12 protein-coding genes are annotated in these 12977 nt (G+C 67.6%); 7 read left to right on the forward strand and 5 right to left on the reverse strand.

What is annotated here, in order from left to right; translation table 11 throughout:
- Positions 1–101 precede the first annotated feature (101 nt).
- The 3 genes from GOC52_RS15055 to GOC52_RS15065 all read left to right on the forward strand — a co-directional run bounded on the left by GOC52_RS15055 (position 102) and on the right by GOC52_RS15065 (position 2312).
- Entirely contained in the window at positions 102–1277 is a 1176-nt protein-coding gene (locus GOC52_RS15055) for a thiolase family protein (RefSeq protein ID WP_049436441.1), read from the forward strand.
- A 124-nt stretch (positions 1278–1401) separates the two neighbouring features.
- On the forward strand, positions 1402–1743 hold the full coding sequence (locus tag GOC52_RS15060; protein ID WP_004153024.1) for a hypothetical protein: 342 nt from the start codon (positions 1402–1404) through the stop codon (positions 1741–1743).
- A gap of 158 nt (positions 1744–1901) precedes the next feature.
- Positions 1902–2312, forward strand: a complete 411-nt coding sequence (locus GOC52_RS15065; protein ID WP_010482846.1) for a hypothetical protein — start codon at positions 1902–1904, stop codon at positions 2310–2312.
- 281 nt (positions 2313–2593) lie between these two features.
- On the opposite strand, the gene GOC52_RS15070 is transcribed toward GOC52_RS15065, so the two are convergent.
- Positions 2594–4231: an acyl-CoA dehydrogenase family protein gene (locus GOC52_RS15070; protein WP_010482844.1), complete on the reverse strand. Its 1638-nt coding sequence runs from the start codon at positions 4229–4231 to the stop codon at positions 2594–2596.
- Between the two features lie 113 nt (positions 4232–4344).
- Between GOC52_RS15070 and GOC52_RS15075 the strand changes: the two genes are divergently transcribed.
- Genes GOC52_RS15075 through pdeM form a run of 4 tightly spaced genes read left to right on the forward strand, consistent with a single transcriptional unit; the run spans position 4345 to position 10034 of the window.
- Positions 4345–5343, forward strand: a complete 999-nt coding sequence (locus tag GOC52_RS15075; protein WP_191849785.1) for a ligase-associated DNA damage response exonuclease — start codon at positions 4345–4347, stop codon at positions 5341–5343.
- The gene (locus tag GOC52_RS15080; RefSeq protein WP_019336698.1) at positions 5340–6947 is read left to right on the forward strand and encodes an ATP-dependent DNA ligase; all 1608 of its coding nucleotides are present in this window, start codon (positions 5340–5342) and stop codon (positions 6945–6947) included. Before GOC52_RS15075 ends, GOC52_RS15080 begins: the two co-directional genes overlap by 4 nt.
- On the forward strand, positions 6944–9403 hold the full coding sequence (locus tag GOC52_RS15085) for a ligase-associated DNA damage response DEXH box helicase (RefSeq protein WP_191849787.1): 2460 nt from the start codon (positions 6944–6946) through the stop codon (positions 9401–9403). The genes GOC52_RS15080 and GOC52_RS15085 overlap by 4 nt, the downstream gene beginning before the upstream one ends.
- Positions 9393–10034, forward strand: coding sequence for a ligase-associated DNA damage response endonuclease PdeM (gene pdeM / locus GOC52_RS15090; RefSeq protein ID WP_049436446.1), 642 nt, complete (start codon positions 9393–9395; stop codon positions 10032–10034). The genes GOC52_RS15085 and pdeM overlap by 11 nt, the downstream gene beginning before the upstream one ends.
- Before the next feature lies 1 nt (position 10035).
- Here pdeM and GOC52_RS15095 read toward each other — a convergent pair whose 3' ends face one another.
- The 4 genes from GOC52_RS15095 to GOC52_RS15110 all read right to left on the reverse strand — a co-directional run bounded on the left by GOC52_RS15095 (position 10036) and on the right by GOC52_RS15110 (position 12899).
- Positions 10036–10305, reverse strand: coding sequence for a hypothetical protein (locus GOC52_RS15095; RefSeq protein WP_049436447.1), 270 nt, complete (start codon positions 10303–10305; stop codon positions 10036–10038).
- A 180-nt stretch (positions 10306–10485) separates the two neighbouring features.
- Positions 10486–11754, reverse strand: a complete 1269-nt coding sequence (locus GOC52_RS15100; protein WP_191849789.1) for an FAD-dependent oxidoreductase — start codon at positions 11752–11754, stop codon at positions 10486–10488.
- A gap of 103 nt (positions 11755–11857) precedes the next feature.
- A complete protein-coding gene (locus GOC52_RS15105) occupies positions 11858–12064 on the reverse strand; it encodes a cold-shock protein (protein ID WP_005410590.1) in 207 nt (68 codons plus the stop codon).
- A gap of 88 nt (positions 12065–12152) precedes the next feature.
- Positions 12153–12899, reverse strand: coding sequence for an S-methyl-5'-thioinosine phosphorylase (locus GOC52_RS15110; RefSeq protein WP_010482830.1), 747 nt, complete (start codon positions 12897–12899; stop codon positions 12153–12155).
- Between the last annotated feature and the right edge of the window lie 78 nt (positions 12900–12977).

Here is a 12977-nt window from a genome sequence, read left to right on the forward strand (position 1 = left end):
ATACTTGGGCCGACCCCCACGCAGTCTGCCGGGAAACCGGGGCGCTTCCAACGGCCCACGGTCTCCTTTCCGAACATTGCTTACGCATCAACGAGATTGCCATGTCCAACATCGTCATCGCCGCCGCCAAGCGCACCGCCATCGGCTCCTTCCTCGGCCAGTTCAACGGCGTGCCGACCCCGACCCTTGGCGCGGCCGCCATCGCCGCCGCCCTGGAACAGTCGGGCATCCCGGCCAGCGACGTTTCCGAAGTCCTCATGGGCTGCGTGCTGCCGGCCAATCTGGGCCAGGCGCCGGCCCGCCAGGCGGCGATCGCTGCCGGCATCCCGCTGTCAACCGGTGCCACCACGCTGAACAAGGTGTGCGGCTCGGGCATGAAGACCATCATGCTCGGCCATGACCTGATCAAGGCCGGTTCGGCCAGCATCGTGGTCGCCGGCGGCATGGAGTCGATGTCCAACGCGCCGCACATGCTGCCCAACTCGCGCACCGGCAACCGCTTCGGCAACTTCCAGGCGGTCGATCACATGGCCCACGATGGCCTGGTCAACGCATACGACGGCAAGGCGATGGGTGAATTCGCCGAATGCGCCGTGGACAAGTACCAGTTCAGCCGCGAAGAGCAGGACGCCTACGCCATCGAATCGGTCAAGCGCGCGCAGGCGGCCCAGGCCAACGGTGCGTTCGCCGATGAAATCGTCGCGGTGAAGGTCACCACCCGCAAGGGCGAGGTCGAGGTCACCACCGACGAGCAGCCCGGCCGCTCGGACATCGCCAAGATCCCGACCCTGCGCCCGGCCTTCAAGAAGGACGGCAGCGTGACCGCCGCCAGTTCCTCCAGCATCTCTGACGGCGCCGCCGCAGTGGTCCTGCTGACCGAAGAGGACGCTGCCGCGCGAGGCATCACCCCGCTGGCCCGCATCGTCGGCCACGCCACCCATTCGCAGGAACCGGAGTGGTTCACCACCGCCCCGATCGGCGCGCTGCACAAGCTGCTGGACAAGACCGGCTGGTCGCTGGACCAGGTCGATCTGTTTGAAATCAACGAAGCCTTTGCCGTGGTGGCGATGGCGCCGATGCGCGAACTGGGCATCCCGCATGAGAAGCTCAACGTGAATGGCGGTGCCTGCGCACTGGGCCATCCGATCGGTGCCTCCGGTGCACGCCTGGTGGTGACCTTGGTCAACGCCCTGCGCACGCGCGGTGGCAAGCGCGGCATTGCCACCCTGTGCATCGGCGGTGGCGAAGCAACGGCTATCGCCATCGAATTGATTTAAATGGATTTAACGATGATTTCGCAAAAATGAATGCGGGATCGCTTGACACCCAATCTTGGCTTGTCATCATGTTGTCGGCGCGCAGCATGCGCGTTGCCTAATTCTAACGACGAGGATTCACACAATGAGCATCAACAAGCTGCTGGTCGCGATGTCCCTGGCTCTGGCCCTGGCCGCCTGCTCGAAGCAGGAAGCTGCCCAGGACGCCGCTGCTTCGGCCAACGAAGCCGCCACCGAAGCCCAGGCTGCTGCCGACCAGGCCGCCGCTGCTGGCGCCCAGACCGCCGACGCTGCCCAGCAGGCCGCTGACACCGCCGCCACCGCTGCTGACGCTTCGGTTGACGCTGCTGCCCAGGCTGGCGCTGCTGCCACCGACGCCGCTGCCGGCGCCGCTGCTGACGCTGCCAAGGCTGCTGAAGGCACCGCTGAGAAGGCCAAGGACGCTGCTGAAGAAGCCAAGAAGTAATAACTTCTTTCTTCACGCTGTTCTGGAAAAGCCGCTGGTTCGCCAGCGGCTTTTTCTTTTGTCGAAATGCGCGCGACGGAGCCGCTGCATCGCGACCCCGTCTTCACAACGGCATGAATAGGCTGGCGTCCCCATCCATTGCAGTACCGGAGACCGCCATGAAGATTCGTCCGATCACCACCACCCTGCTGGCCGCCTCCCTGCTGCTGGCCCTGGCCGCCTGCAAGGGCCCGGAAGCCGAACAGGCCAAGCAGGACGCACAGCAGGCTGCCGACAGCGCAGGCGCTGCCGCCCGTGACGCCGTGGACAAGGCCGCCGAAGCCACCCGCAACGCCGCCGACAAGACCGCTGCCGCGTCCGAGCAGGCCGCCGCCGATACCCAGCAGGCGCTGGACAAGGCTGCAGACGCCACCGCGAACGCGGCCGACAAGGCCAAGGACGCCGCAACCGACGCCGCCGCACACGCCAGCGACGCGACCGCCAACGCCGCGCAGAAGGTTGCCGACAAGGCACGTGATGTCGCCAATGACGCCAAGGCCAACGCCGCCAAGGAAGAAGCCAAGCACTGAGGTGTATCGGCAGCCGAGCATCGGCTCGGCGCTACAGGAAAAGCCGCGGCACTGCCGCGGCTTTTCTGCTTTTCGCTCTCCGCTCTTTCTGTTGATTCCGTGGTGGACCGCACGGAAACCGTCCAAGGCCGCGCGGGTAGGTTGCGCAGGGGCGTAAGCGCCATGGATGGCGCGCCCGAGCCTACAAGGACGTATTCACGGCGCCCCCTGCGCGACCTACCCGCGCGGCCCATCTATCAGTATCAGCGCCCACCACGAGGGGCACCGCCGTTGGCCATTCCCTACGGCAGCGCGCGCGCCAGCATCGCCGTCAGCTCCAGCCCCGCCGGCAGCGTCCCAAACGCCAGCCCATGCTCCCCTTCCAGCCGGCTGCGCACGAACGCCTCCGCCATCGGACTGCGCGCACGCAGCAGCAGCGCCGCCTGCAGCAGCAGCGCGGTACGCTCGCAGAACAGCCGCGCCTGCGCTTCCTCCGGTGGCGGCGCCGCTGCCCAACGCTGCAATGCCGCTGCATAGCGCGCATCACGATCAGCCACCGACGCCAGCTCACCGCGCAACGCCGCCATCGCCTCCGGCTCACGCGCCAGCGCGCGCAGCACATCCAGGCACTGGATGTTGCCGCTGCCCTCCCAGATCGAATTCAACGGTGCCTGCCGGTACAGGCGCGGCAGCATCGACTCCTCTACGTAGCCGGCACCGCCCAGGCATTCCTGCGCCTCATTGACGAAAGCCGGTGCGCGCTTGCACAGCCAGTACTTGCCCAGTGCCGTCCCCAACCGCGCCATCGCCGCTTCATTGGCATCCACACCGGCACGATCCACCGCGCGTGCGATGCGCATCGCCAACACCGTGGCCGCTTCCGACTCCAGCGCCAGATCAGCCAGCACGTTGGTCATCAACGGGTGCTCGACCAGCAGCTTGCCGAAGGTGCGTCGATGGCGTGCGTGGTGCAGCGCCTGCGCCAGCGCCATGCGCATCTCTGCCGCCGCACCCAGCATGCAGTCCAGGCGGGTCATCATCACCATGCCGATGATGGTGGCCACGCCGCGCCCCTCTTCGCCCACGCGCCATGCCTGTGCGCCGCAGAACTCGACCTCGCTGGAGGCGTTGGCCCAGTCGCCAAGCTTGTCCTTCAGCCGCATCAACCGGAACGCATTGCGGTCACCATCGGCCAGCCGGCGCGGCATCAGCAGGCAGGTCAGTCCTCCCGGCGCCTGCGCCAGCACCAGGAAGCCATCGCACATCGGCGCGGAAAAGAACCACTTGTGGCCGACCAGGCGATAACGCTCGCCATCGATCGGTTCGGCGCGCGTGCTGTTGGCACGGACATCCGAGCCGCCCTGCTTCTCGGTCATGCCCATGCCCAGGGTGATGCCGGCCTTGTCCGCCACCGGCACGTCGCGCGGGTCATAGACCGGTGCAGCGGCCTTGCGCGCCCACTCGGCCAGATGCGGCTGCGAATGCAGCACCGCCACCGCCGCATGGGTCATGGTCAACGGGCAGCTGGTGCCCGCCTCGGCCTGGTGATGCAGGTAGCTCAACACCGCACGTGCCACGTGTGCGCCAGGCTGCGGCTCATGCCAGGACAATCCTGCGACGCCGTGCGATTTGGCCGCGTCCATCAACCGGTGATAGGCCGGATGGAACTCCACCGTGTCGATGCGATGGCCCTGTGCATCATGCGTGCGTAGCCGCGGACGATCACGGTTGGCATCGAAGCCGAGCCGGTACAGTTCATCACCGGCAAGTGCACCATAGACACCCAGCCGCGGCGCGAAGCTGGCGGCGCCTTCGCGCTGCACGGCTTCCATCAGCGCCACGTCGTCGGTCCACAACTGTCGCCCTGCGAACGGCGGCGGCTGGTTCAGCACCACATGGGTTTCATACGGCGCGTTGCTGCTGAAGCTGGGTCCACTCATCCGGTCCATCCTGGCGGCAAGAGGTCTGCGGCCCGATTGTGCCGCATCGCCTGCCAAGCCCGTGTTCAGGCCGGTTCTCACCCTCTGCACGAGACGCAGGCCACAGTGACCGCATGGCAGGCAACGACGATCTGGTGGTGCTGCGCCCGGAGGGGCTGTACTGCGCCGCCGGCGATTTTCATATCGACCCGTGGCGACCGGTAGCGCGCGCGGTCATCACCCATGGCCACGGCGACCATGCCCGTCCGGGCATGGGCGAGTACCACTGCAGCGAAGGCAGCCTGCCGATCCTGCGCTGGCGCCTGGGTGACGTGCCGGTGCAGGCGCACGTCGAGGGCGTGCCGTTCCGCCTGGGGAAGGTGCAGGTATCGCTGCACCCTGCCGGCCATGTCCTCGGCTCTTCGCAGGTACGCATCGACGACGGCCGGCAGGTCTGGGTGGCCTCGGGCGACTACAAGCGCCAGCCCGACCCGACCTGCGCGCCGTTCGAAGTGGTGCCCTGCGATACCTTCATCACCGAAGCCACGTTCGCCCTGCCCATCTACCGCTGGCCGGACACGCCGGCGGTGGCGGCGGAAATCGTGGCGTGGCGCCGCGAATGCGAACAACGTGGCGAAGCGGCGATCCTGCTGTGCTATGCCTTGGGCAAGGCGCAACGGGTGCTGGCCGAACTGCGGCCACTGGACGATCGCCCGGCCTGGCTGCATGGCGCCATCGCCAATGGTGTGGCGGTCTACCGGCAGGCCGGCGTACCGATGCTGGAGACGCTCACCATGGCCGAACAGGGCCGTCAGCCGGATGCCGCCGGCCAGCTGATCCTCGCGCCGCCGTCAGCTGCGGGCACGCCCTGGATGCGTCGCTTCGGCCGCCACCAGCTGGGCTTCGCATCCGGCTGGATGCAGCTGCGCGGCAATCGGCGGCGTCGCAATGTCGATCGCGGTTTTGTCATTTCCGATCACGCCGACTGGCCAGCACTGCTGCAGACCATCGAACAGACGGGCGCCCAGCGGGTGATCGCCACCCATGGCAATACCGATGCGTTGATTCCGTTCCTGCGCGAGCGCGGCGTGGCTGCCGAAGCCTTCCGTACCGATTTCGGGAGCGAAGAATGAAGGCATTCGCTGCGCTCTACCAGCGCCTGGATCGCAGCACCGCCACGCTGGACAAGCGTGCGGCGCTGGTCGACTACTTCCGCCAGGCGCGTGCGCATGACGCGGCATGGGCGCTGTACCTGCTCAGCGGCGGCAAGGTGGGCGGCGCACGCCGGAAGATCGCCGCCAGCAGCGAACTGCGCGCGTGGGTGAGCGAGGAATCGGGCCTGCCGCCCTGGCTGGTGGAGGACAGCTATGCGCAGGTGGGGGACCTGGCCGAAACGCTGACCCTGCTGCTGGATGATCCATCCCGGCCAGCTGTCGACCGCCCCTTGGCCGAATGGATCGAACAACATCTGCTGGCGGTGGCCAATCAAGCCGAAGCAGTGCGCCGTGCGGCGGTCGTCGCAGGCTGGCAGCAGCTGTGCAGCAGCGAACGCCTGGTGTTCAACAAGCTGCTGACCGGTGCCCTGCGCGTAGGTGTTTCGCAGCGGCTGGTACAGCAGGCGCTGGCCGAATGGTCCGGCCTGGACATCGCACGCATCGCCCAGCGCATGCTTGGCGAGTGGGTGCCCTCGCCCGGGCTGCTGGCTCAGCTGCTGTCGCCGGATGAGCTTCCGCTGGACCGTCAGCAGCCCTACCCGTTCTTCCTCGCATCGCCACTGGAAGGTGAACCTGCCGAACGGCTCGGCCCGATCGATGACTGGCTGCTGGAATGGAAATGGGATGGCATTCGCCTGCAGCTGCTTCGCCGGCGTGGCGAGGTCGCATTGTGGTCGCGTGGCGAAGAGCGGCTGGATGGCCGCTTCCCCGAAATCGAGCAGGCGGCGATGGCGCTTCCCGATGGCTGCGTACTGGACGGCGAGCTGCTGGCCTGGGACGAAAACGCCAACCTGCCGCGTGCCTTCACCGCGCTGCAGACCCGCATCCAGCGCCGCAAACCCGGTGCGGCCACCCTGCGCAACACGCCGGTGCGCGTGCTCGCCTATGACCTGCTGGAAGTCGATGGCGCGGACCTGCGTGAGCTGCCGTTGCAGGAACGGCGTACGCGGCTCACTGAGGTCATCGGTGCGCTGGACGATGTGCGGATCCAGCTGTCGCCCGACGTTGACGCCGACGATTGGCAACGGGCAGCAGCGATGCGCGACGTGGCACGCGAACGCGGCGTGGAAGGTCTGATGCTGAAACGGCGTGTCTCGCCCTACCAGACCGGGCGACGACGCGGCGACTGGTGGAAATGGAAGGTCGATCCACTCACGATCGACGCGGTGCTGCTGTACGCCCAGGCCGGCCATGGGCGGCGCAGCACGCTGTACACCGACTACACCTTCGGCGTCTGGGACGGAGACACGCTGGTGCCGGTGGCCAAGGCGTATTCGGGCCTGGACGACAAGGAGATCCTCGCGCTCGACCGCTGGATCCGCGCCAACACCCGCGAGCGCTTCGGTCCAGTGCGCAGCGTGCGCGCCGAACAGGTGTTCGAACTGGGTTTCGAAGCGGTCAACCGCAGCAGCCGGCACAAATCCGGTATCGCCGTGCGCTTTCCGCGCATCCTGCGCTGGCGCCACGACAAGCCTGCCAGCGAGGCCGATCAGCTGGCTACGCTGCAGGCGCTGGCGCGATGAACCGCAGCCAGGCGCTGCGCAGGCTGGAAGACTGGTTCGCGGCACGCGGCTGGCGCTCACTGCCATTCCAGCGCGCAATGTGGCGCCACTACCTGGCCGGCGAATCCGGGTTGCTGCATACGCCCACGGGCAGCGGCAAGACGCTGGCGATGTTCGGTGGGCCGTTGCTGCAGGCGCTTATCGATCCACCGCCCTCGCCCCGCCGGGCCAGCGCGGTGCGCCCACTGCAGGTGCTGTGGGTGACGCCTTTGCGCGCGTTGGCCAGTGATACCGCCCGCGCCCTTCAGGCCGTCGTCGACGGCCTGGGACTGGGATGGCGTGTCGGCCTGCGCAGCGGTGACGCCAGCAACCGCGAGCGGCGCCAGGCCCGCGAAGGCCGCATCGACGTGCTGGTGACCACGCCCGAATCGCTGGCGCTGCTGCTGAGCTATCCCGATACCGTGGCACGCATGCGCCAGCTGCGCTGCGTGGTGGTGGACGAGTGGCATGAACTGCTGGGCAACAAGCGGGGAGTGCTGCTGCAACTGAACCTGGCGCTGCTGCGCGACATCGCCCCCGCGTTGCAGCTGTGGGGGCTCTCGGCCACGCTGGGCAATCTTGATGAAGCACGCGACGTGCTGCTGCCCGGGCAGCCGGATGCACTGATCGTGCAAGGTGTACGTCCGCGCGCAATCAGCGTGCGCAGCCTGCTGCCCGACCCCGGCGAACGTTTCCCCTGGGCGGGGCATCTGGGCCTGGCGCAACTGCCTCGCGTGCTGGGCGCGTTGATGCAGGCACGCAGCAGCCTGTTGTTCACCAATACGCGTGCGCAGGCGGAACTATGGCATCAGGCACTGGCCGCGGTCTGGCCCGAGGACCAGGACACGCTTGCGCTGCACCACGGCTCACTGGATCCGGCGCTGCGCCAGCAGGTGGAGGATGGCCTGCGCGCGGGCGTGCTGCGCTGCGTGGTTGCCACCTCCAGCCTCGACCTCGGCGTGGACTTCCCTGAGGTTGAGCAGGTACTGCAGCTGGGCAGCCCGAAGGGTGTGGCCCGCCTGCGCCAACGCGCCGGACGTGCGCGCCACCGCCCCGGTGCCAGCGGTTCCATCCTGTGCGTGCCCAGCCATGCGCTGGAACTGGCCGAGTACGCGGCGGTGCGCCGTGCATTGGCCAAAGGCGTGGTCGAAGCACGCAGGCCGCCGACACTGTCGCTGGATGTGCTGGCCCAGCATGCGGTCAGCCGCGCGCTGGCCGGTGGCTTCGACAGCGACGCGCTACTGGCGCAGGTGCGGCGCACCCACGCCTTCACATCGCTCGGCGACGACCAATGGCAGGCCGTGCTGACCTTCATCGTGCAGGGCGGCCAGGCGCTGGCCCAGTACCCTGATTTCCACAAGGTCGTGCGCGATGACGACGGCTACTACCGCATGCACGATCGCCGCCAGGCACTGCGTCATCGGCTGTCGATCGGCACCATCAGCAGCGATGGCAGCGTGCGCGTGCAGTTCCTGCGTGGGGGTGGCCTGGGCGCCGTGGAGGAACAGTTCGCCAGCCGCCTGCGCCGTGGTGATCGCTTCCAGTTCGCCGGGCGCCTGCTGGAACTGGTGCAGCTGCGCGACATGACCGCCTTCGTGCGGTTGGCGCGAGGGCGCGGTGATGGTGTGGTGCCGCGCTGGCAGGGAGGCCAGTTGCCGCTGTCGATGCCGCTCGGCCGTGAGCTGGAGTGGGTACTGTCCGGTGCCGACGACAGTGCCGAATCACGCTGGTTGTCACCGTTGCTGGCACTGCAGCAGCAGTTGTCGGCGCTTCCCGGCCCGGAACATCTGCTGGTGGAAGAGGTGCGGCGCCGCGAAGGCCAGTTCCTGTTCGTCTACCCCTTTGCCGGCCGCCACGTGCACGAGGCGCTGGCGGCCCTGCTGGCACTGCGCTGTACCCGCTGGCAGCGCAACAGCATCGGCTATGCGGTGAACGATCATGGCCTGGTGCTGGCACTGGCGCAGGCGATCGATCTGGATGCGGCGCAATGGCGCGCATTGTTCACCCCCGATCAGCTGCTGGACGATCTGCGCGCGGCAGTGAACCTGGGCGAGCTGGCGCGGCGCCAGTTCCGTGGCATCGCACGCGTATCCGGCCTGCTGGTGCCCAGCCTGCCCGGCGGCATGCCGCGGTCGCTGCGCCAGCTGCAGGCCTCGGCGGGCCTGCTCTACGACGTACTGCGCGAGCATGATCCCGGCCACCTGCTGTTGGCATTGGCCGAACGCGAAGTGCTGCACGACAGCCTGGACCTCCCAGGGCTGCAGCAGGTACTGGCAAGGATCGGCATGCAGGTCCTCTCGGTGCAGCACCCGGCGTCACTCACACCGCTGGGCTTTCCACTGTGGGCCGAACGCCTGCGCGGGCAGTTCAGCAACGAAGACTGGCGCACCCGTGTGCAACGCGCGGCCCAGCAGCTGGAGCGCCGCCATGGCCGATGAACTGCCGCTGCTGCGCGCCGGCGAATCGCTGATTCTGCTTGGCGCGCGTGCACTGTACTGGCCTGCGCGGCAGGCGCTGTTGATCGCCGACCTGCACCTGGGCAAGGCCGATGCATTCCGTCGTGCCGGCATCGCGTTGCCCAGCGGCGGCACCGGCGAAGACCTGCAACGCCTGCAGGGGCTGCTGTACAGGCATGCCTGCCGCGAGCTGTGGATCCTGGGCGACATCCTGCATGGGCCAGCGCATCGCGCTGCCTGGTACCAGCAATGGCTGGGATGGCGTGAACGCAATGCTGCACTGGACGTGCATGTTCTGCGCGGCAATCACGACCGCCAGCTGCCGCATGCGCAGTTGCAGGTCCAGATCCACGATGAAGTACGGCTGGGGCCGTTCCTGCTTCGGCATGAGCCGATGCCCGATGCAGAGCTGCATGTGATCGCCGGGCATCTGCATCCGCAGGTTGCCTTGCCGCCCCTGCGGCGGCGCTTCGCCGCGTTCTGGCTGCGCGACCGGATGACAATCCTGCCCGCCTTCTCCGCGTTTACCGCCGGAATCGTCCCTGCCCCCGTCCCTGGCGAGCAGATGATCGTCTGCGTGCAGGGCGGCCTGGTGGAACTGCCGGAGGCTTGAATCAGGCCGGACGAATACCCAGCTGCGGCATCAACCGGAAATCAGGCGTGTCATCTTCACGTCGTCGCGGCAACGCCTGGATCGCCGCCAGCATCTCCTGCGCGCAGGTGCGGATGCGTGCGTGGTGCTCCGCTGATGCATGACTGATCAGGTTGCCGACATGGAACTCGAACACGTCCTCCAGTACGTCGGGCTGGTCCTCGTGCAGCATCTGCAGCAATCCGCGCAGCTTGCAGATTTCCGATTCCAGCTCCTCGACCGCGAACAACATGGCGTCCTCCTCTTCAACAACAGGCGGCACGTCCGGGCCGCAACAGGCCGCAACGGCAGCGCCGCCCGGGCCACGCGCGATGTTGATCACGGAAAGGAAAACGGGCGACGCGCAATCGCGTGCAACCTACTTCTCGCATATCCGCGGTGAGGCAACCGTTAATTCACGTGACGACGCGCTTCACGCATTGGCCGTGATCGCGTTGATGCGAGGCATCTCCGCTGCGATGGCCAGTGCGTCGACGAAAGCCGGATGCAGTGCCAGCGAGCCAAACCAACCATGCTGCGTGCCACTGAGCACCCGCAGCATGTGGCCACGACCACCGGGCAGGCGCCCCATCGGGCCCAGCAGCACATCACGCGCCTTGGCCCAGGCGTCGCGGTTGGACTGGAACAGCGGCGTCAGCCAACGACTCCAGCGCTGGTACACCGCAACGTGCGCCCTGCGTTGCGCCTGGTACGCCTGCAACGCTTCGGCACCGCCCCCCTGCGCGCGCACGGCATCGCGCAATGCCAACGCATCGAGCAGCGCCATGTTCACGCCCTGCCCCAGCTGCGGGCTCATCGCATGCGCGGCATCACCGGCCAGCACCATGCGGCCCTGGTGCCAGCGCGTCATCACCGCATCACGGTAGACCGCGCGCGCCATCTGGCCGGCATCGCGCAGATGGGCGAAGCGCGCACTGGCCTGCGGCCACAGTGCATGCAGTTCATCCAGCCAGGGGGCCATGCCGTCGGCCTGCCAGCGCTCGAAGTCGGCGCGTGGCAGGCTCCAGAAGAAGCTCAGGCGCGGCGTGTCATCACCGGGGCGCGTACCGACCGGCAGCAGCCCGATCATCTTGCGCGCGGCCACGTAGCGCTGGCGCAGCTCCCGCACGTGCGGCCAGTCTTCGGCCGGCAGCAGGCACCACAGCGCCCCCCACGGATACACGCGGTCCAGCCCGGCACCGCCGGCGATCGTGCCGCGCAGCGTCGAGGCGGCGCCATCGGCGGCCACCACCAGATCGAACGGACCGTGCACGCGACCGTCGCTGTCGCGCAGGCGGCCCTGCTCGGCATCCACCGCCGCGATGCTGACGCCCGCATGCAACTGGCCTGCACCCGCGCGCGCTTCATCCAGCAGCGAGAACAAGGCCCCGCGCTGCATGCCCAGGCCGTGCAGGCGCGCATCCAGTCCGTCGTAACGCATGTCCATCACCGCGCGCTCGCACGGCGTGTCGCCATACAGGCGGTGCACCGGCGCGGCATGTGCGCGCACGGAATCAAGCAGGCCCATCTGCCACAGTACCTGCAGGCCGCTGGGCTGCAGCAGGAAGCCGGCGCCAACCGGTCCCGGCGTGGGCACGCGTTCGAAGATCTCCACCTCGTGGCCGTCACGGGTGAGCAGGATGGACACTGCCTGTCCAGCGGTGCCGTAGCCGATCACGGCGATGCGCAGTCGTTCCTTCATGGGCGCATTGTGCCCGAGGTGGGTGGATCGCGAACGGGCCGCAGGCATGCCGCGCAAAAAAAAACCCCGCCGGAGCGGGGTTTTCAACGCACTGTCGAGTGGATCACTCGGCCGGCGTGATGTTCGAAGCCTGGGCACCCTTCGGGCCCTGGGTCACGTCATAGGTGACACGCTGGCCTTCCTGCAGGCTGCGGAAGCCCTTGGAGTTGATGGCGGAGAAGTGCGCGAACACGTCGGCGCTGCCATCCTCCGGCGAGATGAAGCCAAATCCCTTGGCGTCGTTGAACCACTTGACGGTACCGTTCGGCATGGTGATGCGAGACCTTATGCAATGAATGGGTGGTGTACGCTGAACCCGCGCACAAGCTGAGTATGCAAAGCTTGCTCGGGGAAGACAATCACCCCCGTGCCAATTCGCCCACCAGTTCCGGAAGTCCGTTGCCGGCCGCCTGCACGTTGGCCAGCACTTCGGCCATCGTAATCTCCTCGCCATCACCACACCCGGCAGCCCAGTTTGCGATGATCGCCAGGCAGGCGTAATCCAGCCCCAGCTCGCGTGCCAGCGCGGCTTCCGGCATGCCGGTCATGCCCACCAGGTCGCAGCCGTCGCGGCGCATACGGGCGATTTCAGCGATGGTTTCCAGGCGCGGGCCCTGCGTTGCGCCGTAGCAGCCACCGTCATGGACCGTGACACCGGTCACTTTGGCCGCGGCCAGGATCTTGCTGCGCAGCATCGGCGTGTACGGGTGGCCGAAATCGACGTGGACCACGTCGGTGCCTTCTTCTTCACAGATCGTGCTGATGCGGCCCCAGGTGTAGTCGATGATCTGGTCCGGGCAAGCCAGCACGCGCGGACCAAAGTGTTCGGTGATGCCCCCCACCGTGTTCAACGCCAGCACGCGCTGCGCGCCCAGTTGCTGCAGCGCGGCCAGGTTGGCGCGGTAGTTGATCTTGTGCGGCGGCAGCGAATGGCCTTCGCCATGCCGCGCCAGGAACGCCACGCGATGGCCGAGCAGCGTACCGACGCGCACCGGGCCCGACGGGCGGCCGAAGCGGGTGTCGACCTCGTGGGTCTGCACATCGTCAAGCTTGGCCAGATTGTAGACACCGGTACCGCCGATCACGGCCAGGGCGATCTGTTGCATTCGAAGCACTCCATGAAAAGACGAACGCCGGCACCCGAGGATGCCGGCGGCAGAAGAAGACGCGCCGCGGGCGGCTGC

The organism is Stenotrophomonas sp. SXG-1 (assembly GCF_014083965.1).
In the GTDB taxonomy this organism is placed as follows: domain Bacteria; phylum Pseudomonadota; class Gammaproteobacteria; order Xanthomonadales; family Xanthomonadaceae; genus Stenotrophomonas; species Stenotrophomonas geniculata.